18 protein-coding genes are annotated in these 18,658 nt (G+C 71.4%); 6 read left to right on the forward strand and 12 right to left on the reverse strand.

Features of this window, described 5'->3' with window-relative positions; translation table 11 throughout:
- Positions 1–56: 56 nt before the first annotated feature.
- Positions 57–1,466 (forward strand): LssY C-terminal domain-containing protein, encoded by a 1,410-nt coding sequence (locus tag ACN4JJ_RS14490; protein ID WP_440710590.1) that lies wholly within the window; start codon positions 57–59, stop codon positions 1,464–1,466.
- Positions 1,467–1,517: 51 nt separating this feature from the next.
- Here the strand turns inward: ACN4JJ_RS14490 and ACN4JJ_RS14495 are convergent, their stop codons facing one another.
- Both ACN4JJ_RS14495 and ACN4JJ_RS14500 read right to left on the reverse strand, forming a co-directional pair.
- Positions 1,518–1,856, reverse strand: coding sequence for a hypothetical protein (locus ACN4JJ_RS14495; RefSeq protein WP_440710591.1), 339 nt, complete (start codon positions 1,854–1,856; stop codon positions 1,518–1,520).
- 92 nt (positions 1,857–1,948) lie between these two features.
- Positions 1,949–2,950: a diacylglycerol/lipid kinase family protein gene (locus ACN4JJ_RS14500; protein ID WP_440710592.1), complete on the reverse strand. Its 1,002-nt coding sequence runs from the start codon at positions 2,948–2,950 to the stop codon at positions 1,949–1,951.
- Positions 2,951–3,081: 131 nt separating this feature from the next.
- On the opposite strand from ACN4JJ_RS14500, the gene ACN4JJ_RS14505 reads away from it, so the two are divergent.
- Entirely contained in the window at positions 3,082–3,966 is an 885-nt protein-coding gene (locus ACN4JJ_RS14505; protein ID WP_440710593.1) for a lytic transglycosylase domain-containing protein, read from the forward strand.
- A gap of 24 nt (positions 3,967–3,990) precedes the next feature.
- Here ACN4JJ_RS14505 and ACN4JJ_RS14510 read toward each other — a convergent pair whose 3' ends face one another.
- The 3 genes from ACN4JJ_RS14510 to ACN4JJ_RS14520 all read right to left on the reverse strand — a co-directional run bounded on the left by ACN4JJ_RS14510 (position 3,991) and on the right by ACN4JJ_RS14520 (position 6,188).
- Positions 3,991–4,896, reverse strand: a complete 906-nt coding sequence (locus ACN4JJ_RS14510; RefSeq protein ID WP_440710594.1) for a nucleotidyltransferase family protein — start codon at positions 4,894–4,896, stop codon at positions 3,991–3,993.
- Positions 4,897–5,030: 134 nt separating this feature from the next.
- Positions 5,031–5,705: a hypothetical protein gene (locus ACN4JJ_RS14515; protein WP_440710595.1), complete on the reverse strand. Its 675-nt coding sequence runs from the start codon at positions 5,703–5,705 to the stop codon at positions 5,031–5,033.
- Positions 5,706–5,723: 18 nt separating this feature from the next.
- On the reverse strand, positions 5,724–6,188 hold the full coding sequence (locus ACN4JJ_RS14520; RefSeq protein ID WP_440710596.1) for a hypothetical protein: 465 nt from the start codon (positions 6,186–6,188) through the stop codon (positions 5,724–5,726).
- 96 nt (positions 6,189–6,284) lie between these two features.
- On the opposite strand from ACN4JJ_RS14520, the gene ACN4JJ_RS14525 reads away from it, so the two are divergent.
- Together ACN4JJ_RS14525 and ACN4JJ_RS14530 are read left to right on the forward strand one after the other, a co-directional pair.
- Positions 6,285–6,992 carry a TetR/AcrR family transcriptional regulator gene (locus ACN4JJ_RS14525; protein ID WP_440710597.1) on the forward strand — a complete coding sequence of 236 codons (708 nt, stop codon included), beginning with the start codon at positions 6,285–6,287 and terminating at the stop codon, positions 6,990–6,992.
- A gap of 148 nt (positions 6,993–7,140) precedes the next feature.
- On the forward strand, positions 7,141–8,733 hold the full coding sequence (locus ACN4JJ_RS14530) for an MDR family MFS transporter (RefSeq protein WP_440710598.1): 1,593 nt from the start codon (positions 7,141–7,143) through the stop codon (positions 8,731–8,733).
- 107 nt (positions 8,734–8,840) lie between these two features.
- On the opposite strand, the gene ACN4JJ_RS14535 is transcribed toward ACN4JJ_RS14530, so the two are convergent.
- Positions 8,841–9,419, reverse strand: coding sequence for a TIGR03086 family metal-binding protein (locus tag ACN4JJ_RS14535; RefSeq protein ID WP_440710599.1), 579 nt, complete (start codon positions 9,417–9,419; stop codon positions 8,841–8,843).
- A gap of 147 nt (positions 9,420–9,566) precedes the next feature.
- Here ACN4JJ_RS14535 and ACN4JJ_RS14540 point away from each other — a divergent pair, with 147 nt between their 5' ends.
- The gene (locus tag ACN4JJ_RS14540) at positions 9,567–10,652 is read left to right on the forward strand and encodes a Vgb family protein (protein WP_440710600.1); all 1,086 of its coding nucleotides are present in this window, start codon (positions 9,567–9,569) and stop codon (positions 10,650–10,652) included.
- A gap of 117 nt (positions 10,653–10,769) precedes the next feature.
- Here ACN4JJ_RS14540 and ACN4JJ_RS14545 read toward each other — a convergent pair whose 3' ends face one another.
- The 5 genes from ACN4JJ_RS14545 to ACN4JJ_RS14565 all read right to left on the reverse strand — a co-directional run bounded on the left by ACN4JJ_RS14545 (position 10,770) and on the right by ACN4JJ_RS14565 (position 17,209).
- Positions 10,770–12,077 (reverse strand): glycosyltransferase, encoded by a 1,308-nt coding sequence (locus tag ACN4JJ_RS14545; RefSeq protein WP_440710601.1) that lies wholly within the window; start codon positions 12,075–12,077, stop codon positions 10,770–10,772.
- Positions 12,074–14,644, reverse strand: coding sequence for a glycoside hydrolase domain-containing protein (locus tag ACN4JJ_RS14550; RefSeq protein ID WP_440710602.1), 2,571 nt, complete (start codon positions 14,642–14,644; stop codon positions 12,074–12,076). The genes ACN4JJ_RS14545 and ACN4JJ_RS14550 overlap by 4 nt, the downstream gene beginning before the upstream one ends.
- 190 nt (positions 14,645–14,834) lie before the next feature.
- Positions 14,835–15,398 carry a hypothetical protein gene (locus ACN4JJ_RS14555; RefSeq protein ID WP_440710603.1) on the reverse strand — a complete coding sequence of 188 codons (564 nt, stop codon included), beginning with the start codon at positions 15,396–15,398 and terminating at the stop codon, positions 14,835–14,837.
- Positions 15,399–15,501: 103 nt separating this feature from the next.
- Positions 15,502–16,047 (reverse strand): hypothetical protein, encoded by a 546-nt coding sequence (locus tag ACN4JJ_RS14560; RefSeq protein WP_440710604.1) that lies wholly within the window; start codon positions 16,045–16,047, stop codon positions 15,502–15,504.
- A 13-nt stretch (positions 16,048–16,060) separates the two neighbouring features.
- Entirely contained in the window at positions 16,061–17,209 is a 1,149-nt protein-coding gene (locus tag ACN4JJ_RS14565) for a hypothetical protein (protein WP_440710605.1), read from the reverse strand.
- Positions 17,210–17,411: 202 nt separating this feature from the next.
- On the opposite strand from ACN4JJ_RS14565, the gene ACN4JJ_RS14570 reads away from it, so the two are divergent.
- Positions 17,412–18,047 (forward strand): DinB family protein, encoded by a 636-nt coding sequence (locus ACN4JJ_RS14570; protein ID WP_440710606.1) that lies wholly within the window; start codon positions 17,412–17,414, stop codon positions 18,045–18,047.
- Here the strand turns inward: ACN4JJ_RS14570 and ACN4JJ_RS14575 are convergent.
- Entirely contained in the window at positions 18,028–18,612 is a 585-nt protein-coding gene (locus ACN4JJ_RS14575; protein ID WP_440710607.1) for a cupin domain-containing protein, read from the reverse strand. The genes ACN4JJ_RS14570 and ACN4JJ_RS14575 overlap by 20 nt on opposite strands.
- Positions 18,613–18,658 lie beyond the last annotated feature (46 nt).

Genomic DNA, 18,658 nt, shown 5'->3' on the forward strand with positions numbered 1-18,658 from the left:
GGCGAGGGCACGGAAGGCGAAGGCACCGTGACCGGCGGTGACGGTATCGTGGCCTCATGCCGGACCCGTCCGCCCCGCCCGCGCGCCGCCGCTTCTCGCTGAACGCCGTCTTCGACAACCTCTTCTTCGTCGTGGCCGGCGCCTCATCGGTGTGGCTGGCCTACCTGGTGCTCTCCGAGGGCTTCACCGCCGGCTGGGCGCAGCTGTGGTTCTACATCGTGTTCTGGGTGCTCGTGGCCTACATCGCGCTCCCCCGACTGCACCGCATCCTCACCAACATCTACGTGCCGAACTACTTCATCGGCCGCACCCGCACGAGCGACGGGCTGCTCGGCGACCCGGTGAACCTGGGCCTGCTCGGCACCGAGGAGCAGCTGCACACGGCCATGCTCGCAGCGGGCTGGACGCGGGCCGACGACCTCACCCTGCGCAGCGCGAGCAGGATCGTCGCCTCCACCGTGCTCCGCCGCAGCTACAACGAGGCGCCGGTGAGCCCGCTGATGCTGTTCGGCCGCAATCAGGACTTCGCCTACCAGCAGGAGGTGAAGGGCAACCCGGCCAAGCGCCACCACGTGCGCTTCTGGCGCTGCCCCGAGGGCTGGCTGCTGCCCGGCGGCCACTCCACCGACTGGCTGGCGGCCGGCACCTACGACCGCGCCGTGGGCTTCTCGCTGTTCACCCTGCAGATCACGCACAAGATCGACGAGAACACCGACGTGGAGCGCGATCACATCGTGACGACGGTGACGGATGCCGATCCGCTCGCCACGGTCACGGTGCTGCGCGACTTCGCCACCGGGTACCACTCCCGCAACGGCGGCGGCGACACCATCGTGACCGACGGCGACCTGCCCATCATCGACCTGCGCGCGATCACCCCGACGGATGCCGCGTACCGCGAGAGCGCCGCACCGGTGCCGACCCCGCACACCGCGGCCTCGGCCTCGCCGTCGGGTGCGCTGCTCGCCTCGGACGACGCCTCCCCGCTCGCGCAGAAGGCCGTCAGGCGACCGGCCCCCACCGTCTTCGGCGCCGCCGTGGTGCTCGTGCGCGCCTTCACGCCGCTGCTTCTGATCGCCGCCGTGCTGCTGGACTGGAACACGGTGCGCGACGCGATCACGATCGACGACGGCGAACCCCTGCTGACGGACGCGATGGACGGCCGCGACGCCACCCTCTGGATCCTGATCGCCTTCGCCGCGGCCTTCGCGCTGGCCGAGGTGCTGTTCGGGCTGTTCGTCTTCTTCGGCAGCAACGTGGCGCGCATCTCGGTGATGACCTTCAGCACGATCAACCTGATCATCGCCGGTTTCGACCACTTCAGCGGCCACCAGGCGATCACCCTCGGCACGAACCTCGTGGGGGTGTCGCTGGACATCCTCATCCTGATCGCACTCTCCAGCAGCCGGGCGCGCGACTTCGCCCGCCGCCCGCGCGACAAGAAAGCCAGCCGCGCGGCCGTGTGAACGACCTCGCGGCTGGCGAGTGGATGGCGGGCGTGCCCGTGGGGAAAGCGGTCAGGCCGCGATCATCGTGAGGCTCATGCCCGCGATCGAGACGGCGACGACGGCGCTGACGATGGCGACGTTGGAGAGCAGCCCGTCGGGGAGACGGCGGCGGGCGACGCCCTGCAGAACGGCATTCATCGCCTGGGTGCGGTCGCTGAACGTGCCCAGGTCTTCGCCGCGCGATCCGCTGGCCAGGAAGTGGCCGTCGCCGTACTCGACCATGCCGGCGTACTCGCCTTCGCGGTAGGCGATCCACAGCTGCGACTCCGGGTTCGACCAGGTCAGCGGACGGGAGGTGAGGTGATCTGTTGCGATGCGATCCGGGGAGATCTCGGTGACGAGAGCCATCTCATGTCCTTCCACGTGGCTGACTAGTTGTTAGAAAGACTAGCCAATAAAGTTAATGCTCGCGTAGGGGTTGCACCGGGTGTCGCAAAGCGCTAGGACGATTGCTGCGCAGGCTCCTCCGGCACGTTCGAGGCGGGAACCCGCACGGTCAGTCCGCCCTCGTCGATCCAGGTCTTGAGCGACACGGCCTGTCCCACACCGTCGCCGTCCAGCTCGATCTCCTCGGGGCGCGAGAGCCGCAGCACGAGCTCACGACCCGTGAGGTAGTTGAGCGCACGCACCTCCTTGGTGAGCCCCATCAGCTTGCGGCCGGCCACGGTGCGGCGCAGCACGCCGTTCTCCCAGAAGATCTTGACCATGATCTGCACCCAGCCGATGAACCCCTCCGGCCGCAGGATGACGATGTCGAACCGGCCGTCGTCGACGGCCGCATCCGGAAGCAGCAGGATGTTCGCGGGCAGCGAGCCGCAGTTGCCGATCATGATGGTGTGCGCCCGCACCGAGCGGTTGCCCTTCTGGTCGAGGTTGTAGCGGATGCGCAGCTGGTTCTTGTCGCGCAGCACCTGCCCGATCGCCTTGACGTACGCCAGCCAGCCCACCTTCGCCTTGAGCTCGTCGTCGGTGGCCGCGAGCATCTTGGCGTCGAGGCCGAGGCCCGCCATCACCAGGTAGGCGTGCTTCGTGACGGAGTCGTCCTGGTGCCGGATGCGGATGAGTCCGAGGTCGATCGCGCGGTCTTCGCCGCGGAACGCCGTCTCGAGGGCGTTGGGCACGTCGTCGAGCGTGAGATCGAGGTTGCGCGCCAGCAGGTTGCCGGTTCCCGAAGGCAGCAGGGCGAGCGGCACGTCCGACTCGTGCAGGGCCTCGGCCACGATGCGCACGGTGCCGTCGCCCCCGGCGGCGATCACGAGGTCGACCTTCTGCTTCAGGGCCTCGACGGTCTGGCCGGCACCCGGGTCGTCCTCCGTGGTCTCCAGCCAGAGGGTCTCACCCCAGCCGGCCTCCTGCTCTTCGTAGGCGACGGCGGTCTTGAGCGCCTCGAGATCGACCTTCATCGGGTTGTACACGAGTGCGGCGCGGCGGGGTGTGGGCATGTTCGCGACGGTATCAGGGCAGCGCCACCCCCGCCCGTTCTGCCGACGCGGCGCCCGACGGGCGGTCGCGCTCGGCGAGCCGGGCGAAGACTCCGTCGTGTCGGACGGTTCGCTCACCTAGGGTGAGTTCGGTGGACAGCACAGCAGGGGGCTCGGCGCGGCGGCGCGGGGTGGTCGTCGCGCTGCTGGCGGGCTTCGTGGTGCTCGTCGTCGCCGCCGTCGTGGGCGGCGTCGCACTGGGTGGCGGGTGGATGTCGCAGACCGCCGCCGAGGCCGAGAGCACCGCTGGTGGCGCCTCCGGCGCACTCGCCGAACCCGACCCGGCCGAAGCCTCCTCCGCCCCGGCCGAACCGGACCCGGCGGACGCGGCGAACGCGGCCACTCCCACGGCGGGCGCGGGCACGGGCACGACGGCCGGGGTCGGCGCGGCACCGCTCGCGAGCCTGCCCGATCCGGCCTGGGCCGCGGATGTCGCCCTGGCCACGGGAATCCCCATCCGGGCCTTGCTCGCCTACGCGGGCGCCGAGATCCGCCTGCGCGAGGAGCAGCCGACGTGCCACCTCTCGTGGAACACGCTGGCGGCGATCGGTTTCGTGGAGTCCGAGCACGGCACGCTGTACGGTGGCGCGATCGGCGACGACGGCCGGGCCGACCCGCCGATCATCGGGATCGCCCTGAACGGAGACGGCGTGGACGCGATCGCCGACACCGAGCGCGGCGCCCTGGACGGCGATGCGGTGTGGGATCGGGCGGTGGGGCCGATGCAGTTCCTGCCCTCGACGTGGGAATCCGCCGCGGCGGACGGCGACGGTGACGGCATCCGCGACCCGCACGACATCGACGACGCCGCGCTGGCCGCCGGCCGCTACCTCTGCGTCGGCGGCGTCGATCTCCGCGACGACGCGGCCTGGGTCGCCGCGGTCGTCTCCTACAACTCCTCGATCGATTACAACAACCGGGTCGCGAGCGCGGCAGACGTCTACGCGGCATCGTCCACGGCGGCGTCGGCCGACTGACGCCGCGAGGGCCTCGCGAGGGCCTCAGGCCAGTGCGGGGAACTCCGGCCCGAACAGCGCCTCGAGAAAACCCGCGGTGCGCGCCTGGTCGCCGTCCATGAAGGCGTTCACGGCCGAGCGCGCACTCGACGCCGCCCGCTCGATCGGGAACTGCGCCTCCAGGGCCCGCCCGATCGAGGCGGCGGGTCGCACCGCCTGCACCTGGCTGGGACTGCTCGGATCCGGAGCCGGCACGAGTCCGTCGGCGGCGAGCGCCTCCCAGATCCAGCAGACGTCCCAGAGCAGGCTGAACGAGCGCTGCTGCAGAGCCTGACGGATGGCCAGCGTCTCGAGGTAGTACGACGAGACCGGCACCGACTGGCGGTGCTTCCAGGCGAGCAGCAGCCGGATGAGGGCGCGCACCGATCCGTCGTCGTCGATACGGTCGAGCAGCACGGCGCGGGCGGCCGGGCGGTGGCGCACCCAGCGGTGGGCGGCATCCGCCACCCAGAGAGTGTCGGCGGGGCCGGCGGACGATGCCCGAGCCGACGCACCCGCCCCGGTCGCGGCCGCCTCGAAGGCGGGGATCAGCCGGATGCCGGGGGCCCCGATCCGCTCGACCACGAGCGAATCGCCGCCGAGCACCCGCGAGGTCGCGACCACCGAGGGCACCGCCTCGGCGGGCAGAGCGGCGCGCAGCAGGTCGACGGCCCGGGCGACGCCGCGCGGGCGAGGGCCGGCGAGCACCACGATCACGTCGACGAGACTGTGCAGGCGCACGGCCGTGCCGTGGGCGAAGGATCCGGCGTCGACGGTGTGCAGCACCCGCCCGTCGTCGCCCAGCGCCTGCAGCACGGTACGGCGCAGGTCGTGCGCCTCGACCAACTCGCCGGGCGCCGGCCGGAGCGCGGCGTCGTACCGGGCGAACGCCTCGGCGATCTCATCGGGCACGCGCGCACCTCCCGCCGACTCCGGAGCGACCTGAGGCCGAATCTACTCCTGCGGACGCCGTGGGGTCAGCAGCACAGACGCCGAACGGCCGGCAGCACAGACGCCGAACGGCCGGCAAACAGAGCGCCGCGGGCTCAGCGCTTCTTGCGCCGCGCGGTCTTGGCGTGCTGCTGGTCGGCCAGCTCCCACAGGTCGATCTCCCGCAGGCGTCGCATCCGCCCCTCGCGCTCGGCGAGGTAGCGCTCGTCGACCACGACCTGCTCGGCGGCGCCGGTGACGTCCAGGCGCGCCGCGACCTCCCGGCTGATCTCCTCCCAGGCGCGCAGCCGGGCGTCTTCGACCAGTTCGGCGACCCGCTCCGGATCGTCGGCGTCGGCCCGGGACTGCGCGGCCACGGCCTCGTAGACGCGGCGCCGGGCGGTGAGCAGGGCGAGATCGCGGGCCTTGTAGTCGTGTTCGTGCCGCGCCGCACCGTGGGCCGATCCGACGCTCTCGCTCACGTCTTCGGCGTGCTCGATGTTGCGATCCTGCTCGCGCGCGATCTCCTCCAGCTCCTCGCGGGCCATCACGGCCGCGGTCGCCGTGTCGAAGGGCAGGTCGTCGCGCAGGGCGGCGACGATGAGGCGGTTCTTCAGGGCGAGCACCACCGAGAAGCGGGCGATCGAGAGACCATCGGCGATCGCGGCCTCGAGTTCGTGCGGCGGCAGCGGCTTCGCCTGGATCTCCTCGCCCGTGCCGAGCCAGCGAGGCGCCTTCGACTTCGACTTGGACTTCTTCGCCTTCTTGCCCTTCTCGTCCTTCTTAGCCACGGTGCGCCTCCACGGGCATCAGGATAGCCGTTCCGCCGACGGCTGCGGCCCGGCGGTCGCACACAGGCGCCTGCGCACCCAGTCCGAGGCATCCGCGGGCCGCAACCGGCCCTGCAGCACCAGGCGCGAGAACTCGATCGCGGCGTCGCTGAGCCGCCCGTCGGCGGTGTCGGGCCGGTCGCGGCCGATGTGAATGGAGCCCCAGCGCGCGAGGCGGGGGCCGATGCGGGCCGTCACGGCCACGATCCCGCCGAAGTGCCGCGCCTGGCCGCGCGTGCTGTCGTCGAAGGGCCCGGCGAAGCCGGTGCCGGGGAGGTGATTGCGGCCGCCGCGGATGGCGTCCCAAGCCCAGAGCGGGCCGAGCCGGATGCCCGCGGTCTGCCGGCCCACCTCGCGCAGGTAACCGCGCGGGGTGCGCTCGCGGGCGTCCGGCGCGCTGACGAGACGCTCCAGGAGCGAGCAGAGTTCGGCACAGGCATCCACCCCTCGAGCGTAACCCTCCGCCCCTCGGAGGCCGCAGAGTCCGGGGCCGGCAACTTTCACATTGAGAAAACTTTCGCGGTATGCAAGTATTACTCCGTGCCGATCCTCGAGTCCCCCCTCTCGCCCGACGCGCCCATCACGGGTGCGGATGCGGCTGCGGGCACGGATGCCGGCGCAGGGCCGGGTGCGGGTGCGGTCACGGGCCTGCGCGAACGCAAGAAGCGCGAGACCGCGACGGCGATCGAGCGGGCCGCGGTCGACCTCGTCTCCCGCTTCGGCCTCACCGAGGTCACGGTCGAGGCCATCAGCGCCCAGGCCGGCGTGACGAGCCGCACCTTCTTCAACTACTACGCGAGCAAAGAGGATGCGGTGCTCGGCCACTCGCGGATGTTCCCGCCGCCGAGCCTGCAGCGCCTGGAATACCAGCCCGACGTCTCGATCCTGGATGCGGTGATCGATGCGCTCCGCGACGAGTTCGCGGTGTTCGACCTGGGCTCGAAGGAGGTCCAGGAGAAGCGGCGCGCGATCCTGGTGGCCCATCCGAATCTGCTCGTCTCCAGCTTCCAGGCCCTCGACGGCATCGAGGCCGACTTCGCCCGCCAGATCGAGCGGCTGCTCGGCGACGAGGGCGTCGTGCCGGCGGCCGAGCGCGCGCAGGAGGCCTGGGCGCTCGTGATGCTCGTCGGTGGCGTGCTGCGACTGGCGATGCACTCGTGGAGCCAGGAGGAGCACTCCGGCCATCCGCTCTCCACCCACATCGACACCGCCCGCACCACCCTGCTCACCGCCGCGCGGCGCCGCTAGACCGCGCGGCGGCGCCATCCGTCTCCTGCTCCATCGACCGCACTCCGCTCCTCCGCCCTTCCGCTCCTCAGCTCCTCCGCCCGCCCGCTCGTCCGCACTTCCGCTCTTCCCCATTCGTCTCCCCCGAACCGATCGAGGACACCCGCTCATGACGACTTCCACCACCGACGCGGCTGCCGCAGCCGCCCCCGAACCCGCAGACTCCGCCACCGGCGCCCCGCCGCCCGTGCTCACCAAGCGCCGGGTCAACCTGATCTTCGGCGCCCTGATGGTGGCGATGCTGCTCTCGGCGCTGGACCAGACCATCCTCGGCACCGCCCTCCCCACCATCGTGGGCGAGCTGGACGGTGTGAACCACATGCTGTGGGTCGCCACGGCCTACATCCTCGCCTCCACCGTGGTGATGCCCGTCTACGGCAAGGTCGGCGACCTCGTGGGGCGCAAGTCGCTCTTCGTCATCGCGCTCTCGATCTTCGTGTTCGGTTCGATCATCGGCGGGTTCGCGAACTCGATGGAGTGGCTGATCGCCGGCCGTGCCATCCAGGGCCTCGGTGGCGGTGGCCTGATGATCCTGTCGCAGGCGATCATCGCCGACGTCATCCCCGCCCGCGAGCGCGGCAAGTACATGGGCTTCATCGGCGTGGTCTTCGGCCTCTCCTCGGTGGCCGGCCCGCTGCTCGGCGGCCTGTTCACCGACACGCTCAGCTGGCGCTACGCCTTCTGGATCAACGTGCCGCTCGGCATCGCCGCCATCGTCGCGGCGGTCGCCTTCATCAAGCTGCCGAAGATCGTGAACGCCGTGCGGCCGAAGATCGACGTCGCCGGCATGGCCACCCTCGCGCTGGCCGCGGCCGGGCTCGTGCTCACCGCATCCTGGGGCGGAACCGAGTACGACTGGAACTCCCCCGTCATCATCGTGATGATCATCGTCACGGTGCTCTCGGCGCTCGCCTTCGTGCTGATCGAGCGCAAGGTCAGCGAGCCGGTCATCCCGATGTCGCTGTTCGCGAACCGCAACTTCACGCTCACCACGCTCGGCGGCCTGGCGATCGGCATCTCGATGTTCGGCGCCATCGGCTACATGCCCACGTTCCTGCAGATCGTGAACAGCGTGAACGCCACGCAGTCGGGCTTCATGCTGCTGCCGATGCTGGCGGGCCTTCTGATCACCGCGATCGGCGGCGGCTTCCTGGTCACCAAGACCGGGCGCTACAAGTGGATGCCCATCGTCGGTTCGCTCATCATCGCGGGTGCCCTGGTGCTGTTCTCCACCATGCGGGCCGACACGCCGCTGTGGCTGATCCTGTCGTACCTCGCCATCCTGGGGCTCGGCATCGGCCTGGCCATGCAGGTGCTCGTGCTGATCGTGCAGAACTCGGTGCCGCACAGCCAGGTGGGAACGGCGACCGCGGGCAACAACTTCTTCCGCGAGATCGGGGCGTCGCTCGGATCGGCGATCGTCGGCTCGGTGTTCGTCGCCCGGCTGACCGACCAGCTGTCCTCCGGAGCCGCGTCCCTCGGCACGGCCGGCGGGGCGCTGCCCACCGACACGAACGCGCTCACCCCGGCCGCGATCAACGCGCTGCCGCCGGAGATCCATCAGTTCATCGTCGAGGCCTACGCGAACGCGCTCAGCCCCGTCTACCTGCTCCTGGTGCCGCTCATGCTCGCCGCAGCCCTCATCCTCTGCTTCGTCAAGGAGATCCCCCTGGCCACCACCACGGTGCAGTCCGAGGCGTAGACCGCCTCACCCTCTCCCCTCTCCCCTCGTCCCGACATCCTCGCGACCCGTCGATTCTGGCCCTTCCTCCGCAGTATCAGGGCCAGAATCGACGGGTCGCGGGAGGTTCAGGGGGCGGGCGGGCGCCAGGAGGGGTCGCGGCCGATGAAGCCCAGGAGGCGGGCGACGGGGCCGGATGCGGCGGGCACCTCGACTCGGAGGCCGTATTGGCCGGACGAGCGGATGAGCTCCTCCATCGACTCCATGCCCTCGAGCAGCTGGAGGGCGAAGTCGGGGTCGAGTCGAGCATCCTGACCCGTGGCGGCGGCCAGATCCCAGGTGTGCATGAACACGTCGGCCGTGTAGAAGCGGTCGATGGCGTCGGCCAGCGGGAGTTCGCCCGTGTGCGGGTTGCGGAACATCCGCTCGCCCGTCGCCGGATCGTCGAGCACCGCCTGCACGGCGTCGGCGTGCACACGCCAGGCCGCCACCGGATCGTCGTCCACCGACGGCCCCGCCAGCAGCACGACGCCGCTCCCGCCCGCCAGGAACCCGGGGAACCACCCGGTGAGGTGCCGCACCACGTCACGCGCCACCCACCCCTCGACTGGAGCCGGGGCATCCCACGTCCCATCGATCGCCCCGGTGAGCGCAGTGAACCCCTCGGCCACGACGCGGTGGCGCTCGGCGGGCGACGCGGGAAGCATGCGCCTAGGGTAGTCCGCTCGAGCTCGCGGCGAGTAGAAAGTACTCATCGTCTCTGTGAGATTTCCTCGGCTACGGTGGGGCTGCGCGTCACCCCCGCGCCCCACCTGACCCGCGCACCCGTCGCCGGTCGCGACCTGAGGAGACCCATGACTGCCGATACCGTCACACACCCGATCGACGCTGTGCCCCGACCCGCTCGGCAGGGGCGCGCGACCCTGCGCGTGCGCACCATCGCCACGTCCGCTCTGGCCATGGCGCTGATGGCTCCCGCTGCGGCCGTGGCGGTGGCCGCACCGGCGCACGCGCTCGAGCCGTTCCCGCGCGACTACGCCACCTGGCACTACGTCGACGCGACGAGCGGCAGCGCGTGGAAGCTCACCTCCGACCGGGCCGGCGACATCTGGTACGCCGACGACAGCGCGGAGGAGCTCGTGCGGATCGCTCCCGGGGTTCCCGGGTCGACCGCCTTCCCGCTCGGCCTCACCGGCACGCGCACGGTCTCCATGGCGGCGACGCCGGACGGCCACATCTGGCTCGGCGACGCCGGCCCGGTCGACAACGTGATGCGCCGGCTCGACACCACGACCGGGGTGGTCGACACCTTCCCGCTCGCCGGGCGCTTTCCCAGCGCGCCGGAGGACATCGCCGTCGACGAGGTCGGCAACATCTGGTTCGGCGGCTGGAACGGAGCCAGCGACCCGGGTCTGACGATGATCCGTCCCGACGGCAGCTCGTCGACCGTGGCGAGCCCCAGCGGGCACATGATCGAGCAGATCGCGGTCGCGGGCGACGGCCGTGTCTGGTTCACCCAAGACGCCTCCTCCGAGCTCACGGTGTACGACCCGTTCGCCAAGACCTACACGCCCGTCTCCCTCGGAGCCGTTGCCCCGACCGGTATCTGGGGTGCCATCGATGTGCAGGTCGCCAAGAGCGGCGACATCTGGGCCGCGACCAGCACGGGAGTCGCCAAGATCGCGCCCGACGGCACCCTGCTCATCGTGAAGGCCTACCCGACCCGAGCGCTCCCCGTCACACCGCGGTCGATGGTCGCCGGCGAGCATACGGAGATGTACATGACCGACGGTGAGGGCGGCCTCGCCCGCTTCGATTCGGCGGGCAACACCACCTTCTTCACCGCACCGTTCGCCGCGCACGATTCATGGAGCGTGGCGGTCGACCGGTTCGGTGGGGTGTGGACCACGCTCGACGGCGCCCACCTCGGTTGGGTCTGACGCTCCCGCTCGCAGACCCACATCCACCCCACGGCGCGTCGCCGGAGTCCGCCCCTCCTGGTTCGAGACGGGGGCGGACCCGAGCGACTCGGGAGGCCGTGGGTCGGTCGGTGCGGGTCAGGCCGGGGTAGGAACCTCGGCCTCGACCTGCACTCGAGGGAAGCGCTCGAAGAGCTTGTCGAAGACGGCGTGGCGGTCGAACTGGAGGGCGTAGGCGCGCGATTCTTCCGCCCAGGCGGCGCGCTGCTCGGGGGTGGTGTGCAGCACCGCGCGGTCGATCGCCGCGGCGATCGCATCCGGATCGTTCACCGGCACCACGAGCGCGTGGTCGCCGATCGCCTCGCCGATGCCGCCCGTGAGCGTCGTGATCACCGGCCCACCGCCCGCGAGCATCTTCTCGGCGAGGGCGATGCCGAAGGTCTCCACGAACTCCGGCCGCGGCTTCGAGGGCAGCACGAAGGCCGCGCAGCCCGCCATCAGGTACGGCTTTTCGGCGTCGCCGACATCTTCCAGGAAACGGATGCGGTGGGCCAGCGGCGAGGCGGCCCCCAGCTCCTTGAGCGCCTCGGCCTGCGGCCCCCGCCCCGCGATCACCAGCGGGATCTGGGTCGTACGCCCGATCTCGCTGCGCTCGAAGCCGGCGATCAGGTCGTCGACCCCCTTCGCATCCGTCAGCCGGGAGAGGAAGAACAGATACCCGTCGTCGACGAGCCCCCGCCGGTCGAGCTCGGCGGCCTTCGCAGCCGGGTCGAGGTCGAGGTACTGCGCCGCGTCGATGGCCGGGTACGACACCACGATACGCTCTCGGCACTGCGCCGCGAAGCGCGTGCCGTGCTGCTCGTCGACCCGCTCGGCCTCGCTGACGATGAGGTCGCGGGTGTACTCCGACACGGCCACGCAGTGGTCCTGCGACAGGTACGAGGAGAGGATGTGCGCGGCCGCGCCCAGACGGCCCTCCTCGACGGCGGTGCGCACCACGTTCGTGACGTCGGATCCCACCGCCTCGGCGATCGTCGTGACGTTCACCGGCAGCCCGGTGCCGTGCGCCGCGCGCACCGCATCCGCCACCGCGATGGTGTGCGGGCTCAGGTAGAGCGAGAGTGCGACCGTCGGGACGCCGTCGGTGAACAGCTCCACCAGGCGGCCCGTGATACCGGCCAGGTAGCGGCCGTCGGGCACCTTGTAGTCGCCGACGGGCCCCGGGCGCTCGACGATGATGCCGTCGCTGTAGGGCAGCACGGTGTCGAGCGGCTTGAGCGGCAGACCGGCCGCCTCGAGCCGCTCGATCGGCCAGGTGACGATGCGCACCTCGTCGAAACCGCGGGTGAGGGCGGTCTCGGCGAGGTTGCGGCCCTCCACGGAGTGACCGCAGATGACCGGATCGGCTCGCACCACGATGACGAGTCGGTTCTTGACGGTGTTCATGTGCTCTCTCCTGGGGTTCGTGGCGAGGGGGCCTCGGAGGTGGATTCGGGGTGGGAGCCGGATCCGGCGAGCGGATCGGGTTCGGGGTGCGAGTCGGATTCGGGATCCGGATCGGCGCGGGCTTTCGTCTCGGCCGACGGCTCCGGAACGGTGCTGCCCACCGGATCGGCCGCGTCGGTGACGATGCGCGGCTCGGGCTGGCCGTCTTCCTCGGCGAGTCCGGGTTCGGAGTCGTCCTCGATGCCGGTGGCGGCCTCGAGCGCCGCCTCCACGCCGGCGGCGGCTTCCACCGCCTCGACCTCGGAGCCGAACGCCGCGGCCGCTCCCGCCTCCGCGGGCGTCACGGCCGCGGCCCCGGAGGCGCTCGAGACCGGAGCGGGCCCGTGCGAGGGCGGAACCTCGACGGTCCCCCATCCGCCGGGCGTCGGCCCCAGCTCGAGCACGAGCTCGCCGCCCCCGTGGAACTCGGCCCCGCTCAGCCAGCTGCGCTCCAGCGGCGCCCCGTTGAGCCGGGCCCCGATCACGTACTGTGCCGGCCCACCGGCGAACGGCTCCGCGAAACCGCGCGTGCGCACCGTGAAGGTGCCGCCGCCCACCGCGATCGACGACTCCGCGAACGAGGGCGCGTTGATCAGCACGATGTTCTGCCCCGCCACCGGGAACAGTCCGAGGGAGGCCCAGACGTACCACGAGCTCAGTCCGCCCGAGTCGTCGTTGCCGGGCAGCCCGCCGCGGCCGGTGCCGAACTGCTGGTGCACGACGTCGTGCACGATCTCGGCGGTCCGGTCCGGCCGGCCGAGGTAGTGGTAGGCCCAGGGCGCCTCCATGTCGGGCTCGTTGTTGAGGCCCTCGAAGCGGCCGAGCGCGTACCCGGCGAGCAGTTCCTCCGCCGACGGCCGGTTGCCCGGCTGCACGACGGCGGGCGCCCCGTAGCCGAAGAACGCGTCCAGTTGCGCCAGGAACTTCTCGGGCCCGCCGCTCACGCCGATCCGCCCCGCCATGTCGTGCTGCAGCCGGAACGAGTAGTTGTAGCGGCTGCCCTCGTAGTAGGTGGAGTCCTTCAAGAGACCGGATGCGGGGTCGTACGCGTTCACCCAGCGCTCGGCGAGCGCTTCGAACTGCACGGCGAGCGCGTTGTCGCCCACGTGCCGGGCGACCTTGGCGGTGCACCAGTACCCATAGGCGATGTCGAGGGTGTGACTGATCGGATGAGCCTCCCCGCGCAGCAGGAACTCCTCGCCGTAGGTGCGGCGCAGGTCGTCGCTCATGTGCACCAGCGCCCACTCCCAGTCGATGCCGGGCAGTCCTAGCTGGCAGAGGTCGGCCAGGAAGGTGTGCGCGAGTGCGCTGCCCTGCCGCGAGAAGCGGTCGCCGCCGCGGGCCAGCCGGTAGCCGATCGGGAAGTTGCCCTCCTCCTCGCAGATCGTCAGCAGCGCGTTCGCGAGCTCGACCGCCTTCTCGGGCTGCAGCGCGGTGAGCAGCGGCAGCTGGGTGCGGTAGATGTCCCACATGGTCGCGATGTCGTAGGCGAAGGCGCCGTCGGCAGGCCAGAACGGGCTCTCCGAGTTGGCGAAACTGGGCTTGATCAGCGAGTGGTACAGCGCCGTGGCGAACACCGTCTTGCGCTCGGGGCTCGGCGTCTGGATCTCGATCGTCTTGAGGTGCTTCTTCCAGGTCTTGCGAGTGCGCTCGCGCCGCGCCTCGAAGCGCGCCGGGCCGGGCCCGCAGTCGGCGCGGAGGTTCGCCTCGGCCTGCTCGACGCCGCGCAGCGAGAAGCCGATGCGCAGCTCGACGGTCTGGCCTGGTTCGCTCGGCCCCGCCCACATCAGCCCGAACGGCCGCAGGGTGGTGGGCCGGATGTGGTCGAGCGCGAGCTTGGTGCCGCCCGGCATCAGCCGCCGGTCGTACCAGAGCATCTGCCGCCACTGCGGGGTGTCGCACTCGATGTGCACCGCGATCGGCGCGCCCTCTGCGACGACGTAGCCGTTGGCCACGCCCGGCGCGATGGTTTCGAGGTTCGCCCGCAGCGGCACGGTGGCGCCGTACGGGATCGAGAGCCCGCCCATCGAGAAGTCGATCACGATGCGGGCGTTCGGATGCCGCGGGAAGGTGTACCGGTGCACCGCGCTCTTCGGCCCCACCGTGATCTCGGCCGACACCCCGGAGTCGAGGGTCGCCGAGTAGTAACCGGGCGCCGCATCCTCTTCGGTGATCGGCCAGGTGCGGCCGAGCACGTCGAGCGGCTCGATCATCGGTGTCACCCGGAAGTAGTTGTAGTACTTCCGGATGGCGCCCGTGCCCGACTGCTGGAAGTGCGTGAACCCCGAGGCCAGCTGCTCCTCGTGCAGGGTGGAGGGCACGCCCTCCAGGCTGAGGTCGTAGCGTCCGTAGCCCGTCGGATACGCGCCCGAGTAGGCGCAGGCCGACACCATGCCGAGGGGGTAAGTGGCTCCCGGATGCGTGTTGCCGATCTGCGGTTTCGGCCACCACCAGGTGGCGGCGAGGCCGGTCTGCGGGGGCAGCGCCGTGACATCCGTGCCGATGAAGGGGTCGACGCGCTCGATCATGCGGGAGTCCCTTCGGGGTTGACGGCGGCCGGTCTCTCGACAGGCCTCGCGCCCATGAGCTTCGCGGGACGGTAACCCCGGCGCGCGACCGCGCGGTGAACGAGCAGTGACGGCTCGGTGAACCGGCGGGAGGGATGCTCGGTGCGGGATTCCATGGGGCTCCTCAGCGATTGTCGGATCGTGGTCGGGTCTACGGGGGCGGGGCGGTCAGCAGGACGGCACGGTCGGCCAGGTACGGCTCGAGGGGGGTGAGGGCCTGGTCGCCGGCCTGTCTGCTCCAGCGCACCAGCAGTACGCCGTCGCGCTCGGCGAGCAGGCTCTGGCTGCTCGCGGCCGAACCGGGGGTCGGGTTCCGGATGCTCGCGCCGTCGAGCGGGATCGGCTCGGTGTCGAAGTTCACGGTGTCGCCCTCGGCGAACTTCGCCTGGAACGCGGCGCGCCGGTAGTCGCGGCGCTCTTCGGCGCGGGCGGACTGGTTGGTGACGCGCCCGGGCTCGACGGCGCGGGTGACGGCGCCGATCGTATGCAGCGCCCGCTGCTGGTCGAGCAGCAGCACGCCGAGCCGCCAGACCCGCCCGCGCGGCACCATGATCGGCGAGCGCGCGATGCCGAGGATGGGGCGCCGCTCCCGGAAGTCGGCGAGCGCCTCGGTGCGGGCGCCGGACGCCTCGAGCACCTCGGCCGTGCGCTGCAGCACGGCCGCGAGGTGTGCGGCGAGGGCGTCGTCGCTCAGGTCGCTCGAGGGGCCTTCCATACCCAGACGCTACCGGCCCGCAGATGTCGTCGGTGTTACGAGACCCTCAGGATTTGCGGCACGCCCCGCGCCGCCTGCGTCTGCCTGCGCCGCCTGCGTCTGCCTAGGTCCAGAAGGGCGGGGCGACGGCGGCGCGGCCGCGCTCGCCCACCCAGACGGTGAGGATGACGCCGCCGACCGCCTGCGTGCTGGCCAGCAGGGCGAACAGGACGAACTGCGCATCCGGGCCCGAGAAGATCAGCAGGCCGCTGATCGTGGCCAGCGTGGCGACGACGGACCCCGCCGTCACCACGGAGGCCGGACGGGCGCGCGCCCGCCAGGCAATCGCGAGCGCCGCCGCCGTGAGGCCACCGATCAGCAGCCCGGCCAGCAGGCCGGTCACGCAGCCGACCACCACGGCGATCGTCGCGAATCCGGGCTGCGCACCGCCCGTGCGCACGAGTTCGGGCAGCAGCAGGGCGAGGGGCAGGATGCCGCCGAGCAGCACACCGAGGGCAGCACCGCCGGGGATCGCCAGCAGGGCGGCCGGCGCCCCGACGAGAACCGGTTCCGGCCGGATGCGTGGCCGCGGCCGAGGCGTCCCGCCCGTGAGCGCCGCGGGCGGGCGGAGCGCCGGTCGTCCGGCACTCCGCCCCGTGGATCCGCTCATCGCGCCTCCCGCATCAGACTCCGCCGCCGCCGGCGGTTCCGTCGGCGTGGTCGGCCACCCGCTGCCAGAACAGCAGCCAGTTCGCCCCCGCCAGGCGCGAGTTGGCGATGTTGACCGCGGGCCCGCGGTCCACCAGGATCTTCGCGTGCACGTAGAGGTGCAGGAAGCCGCTCGGGTCGTTGTACCAGGAGAAGGTGATGATCGATCCGGCGCCGTCGAAGTGCCCCGGCTGCGCCACGAACTGCATCGCTCCGCCGTTGGCCGTCTGCATCTTCACCGGCGCGGGAACCGTGATGATGGTGAACGGGCTGGCGTTCAGGGTGAGCACCTGGCCGTCGACCGGGTAGCCGCGCGGCGCCCCGTTGATGGGGAACCAGCAGTTGAAGCAGCCGTGCAGCAGCCTGTCGGCGGCGCCGGCCGTGGCCGTCGGATGGTTCGCGTGGTACCCCGGGATCGTGACCGAGAAGTCGTAGCTGTAGAACCACACCGGGTCCAGCAGCACGGGGAACACCGTTCCGGCGCCCAGCTCGACGTGCTGGGTGAGCACGGTCCCGGCCCAGCGGTAGTCCGTGGGCAGCTCGGCACCGGATGCGTCGCGCGCCCAGGCCTGACCGAGCGTGCCCACGTAGTGGCCGGCCGCATCCGACACCAGGGTGTCTCCGTCGGGCAGCGCCGTGGTCCGGCTGCCCTGCGGGAGGTCGAAGGTGTACGAGAAGTCCTCCCCCGCGCCGCGGTCGGCCAGGGCGGTGAGCATGCGGATTCCGTTCTGGATGGGCTGGACGTAGGCCGCCGCGCCGCCCGCCTCGGCACCGGATGCCGCGGCGGCGGGGTAGGCGGTGATCCCGCCGACCTCGCGGGACCGGCCACGAGCGTAGTCGATGGTGACGCCGACGGGCAGGCCCGCGCCATCGGTGCCGGCCGGGGAGAGTCGGATCTCGGAGCCGGGATCGGCGGGGATGCGGGCCTGGAACGGGTCGATTCCCTGCTGGGTCCGGATGCCGGCGACCTGCTCGGGCGTGGCCGGCGGACTGGTCTCGGCGAGCAGTTCGGGCGCCAGGGCGCCGATCAGGGCCACCGGGTCGGTGAGGTCGGACACCCCGGCTGAGGTCTCCGCCGCCTGGGCGGGCGGGGCGAACAGGCCGCCGGCGATGGTCGCAACCACGGCAAGGGCGACAGGGGCAAGCCGCGGCTTGGAAGAGTGGGCACGGAACACCATCGGACCTTTCGTCGAATCTCCACCCCCGTGGTACCGCCGCGTGCACAGCATATACACATATGGCGTTCGTGCCACATGTTTTCCGAGCTTTTCTCATCGAGTGTCGCGGATGCCGGCGGATGTCGGGGGTCGGGTGCAGAGTCGGAGCATGAGCCCGCACGACAGCACCGCCGACGACAAAGAGACCCTGCACGGCTACCTGCGCGTCCGGCGCGCCGACCTGCGCGCGAAACTCGACGGTCTCGGCGAATACGACATCCGGAGACCGATGACCCCGACGGGCACCAGCCTGCTCGGTCTGGTGAAGCACGTGGCCTCGGTGCAGCTGGAGTACTTCGGCGAGGTGTTCGGGCGGCCGGGCAGGGCGCTGCCGTGGAGCGCTCCGGATGCTCCACCCGAGGCCGACATGTGGGCCACGGCCGACGAGACGCGGGCCGCCATCCTCGACCTGCACGACTATTCGGCGGCGCACGCCGATGCCACCATCGAGGCACTGGACGGGGATGCCCGCGGCGAGGTGCCGTGGTGGCCGCCGGAACGGCGATCGGTGACGCTGCAGCAGATCCTGGTGCACATGGTGGCCGAGACGGCGCGGCATGCCGGGCATGCCGACATCCTGCGCGAGCTGATCGACGGCGCGGTCGGCAACGGTCCCGCCGACCCGAACATAGCCGACCGGGGCACGTCAGGCTGGGCGGCGCACCACGCTCAGGTCGAGGCTGCCGCCCGGGCGGCGGGCTCGAGCGGTGAGGCCGGCCGCGGGGTCAGCCCGAGCACTTCGTGAGGTCGGTCTCGGCCAGCGGATCGCCGTCGGCGATCACATAGGTCACGAGCAGCACCACGTCTTCGGTGCCCTCGTTCTTGCCCTCGTGCACGTAATGCGCTCCCTCGATGATCGAGTCCCCGGCCTCGTACACATGCACACCGTCGGGGTAGACCGGCGCGTAGTGGGTGAACTCGCCCTGCTCGACGACGGCGATCAGCTGTCCGTCGTGGCAGTGCTCCCCCGTTCCCGCGCCCGGCTTCAGCGTGATGCGCCGGAAGGCGACCTCGACGGGTCCGTCGACCTCGACGTCGACGCCGGCCGGCTGCTCGCCGCGACCGAGCTCCTCCACCACCACCGGGGCGTCGGTGGCCGGTGCCGTCGGGGTGGGGCTCGCCGTCGCGGCCGGCGCAGAGGAGGCAGAGGAGTCTGACGAGCTCGACGCTGCGGGGGCCTCCGCGATCGAGGCCGACTGCGTCGACGCCGGACCGCCACTCGCGCAGGCGGCGAGCGAGGCTGCCAGTCCCACGGTCGCCAAAGCGATCACGATCCGGCCGAGCGGACGACGGTGCAGGCGGTGGGTCATGAGAACCTCCTTGTTCGGGAGGAACGCGGATCGCACGGCCTCGCGC

Origin of the sequence: Herbiconiux dendrobii (assembly GCF_052048175.1) — a bacterium.
In the GTDB taxonomy this organism is placed as follows: domain Bacteria; phylum Actinomycetota; class Actinomycetes; order Actinomycetales; family Microbacteriaceae; genus Herbiconiux.